The 530-nt window shown below is 64.2% G+C and carries 1 protein-coding gene; it reads right to left on the bottom strand.

Annotated elements, in window-relative coordinates; translation table 11 throughout:
* Positions 1–530 (bottom strand): condensation domain-containing protein (locus tag A5701_RS23555; RefSeq protein ID WP_156670239.1); only part of this gene is annotated, 530 nt, incomplete at both ends.

The raw sequence follows: 530 nt of genomic DNA, 5'->3' as shown, positions 1-530 counted from the left end.
CGCCCGGCGATCGGAAAGCCCACCGCCACATCCGAAGTCGCCCCCAACTTCCCCAACACCACCGCCAACGCGGCCTGCACCACCATGAAACTGGTCGCATTGTGCTCACTTGCCAGCGCCCGCACCCGCCGCTGCAACTCAGCCGGCCACTCCACCACCACCCGCGCACCCCGATAATCAGCCACCAACGGATACGCCCGATCCGTCGGCAACTCCAGGCGCTCCGGCATCCCCGCCAACGCATCCAGCCAGTAGGTCAGTTGAGCGGTGATCGCGCTGTCCGGATCCTCCAAGTCCCCGAACTGCGCCCGCTGCCACAACGTGTAATCCACATACTGCACCGCCAACGGCGCCCACCCCGGCACCCCACCGGCACACCGACTCCCATAAGCCACCCCCAGATCACGCACCAACGGCGTAATCGACCACCCGTCCGCGGCAATATGATGAGCCACCGCCACCAACACATGCTCATCGCAACCCACACGGAAAAGCGTTGCCCGCAAAGGAATCTCAACCGACAAATCAAA

It is taken from the genome of Mycobacterium sp. E3305 (genome assembly GCF_001666785.1).
Lineage (GTDB): Bacteria > Actinomycetota > Actinomycetes > Mycobacteriales > Mycobacteriaceae > Mycobacterium.
The sequence above is the reverse complement of the archived record's forward strand: the minus strand, read 5'-3'. Positions and strand labels throughout refer to the sequence as shown.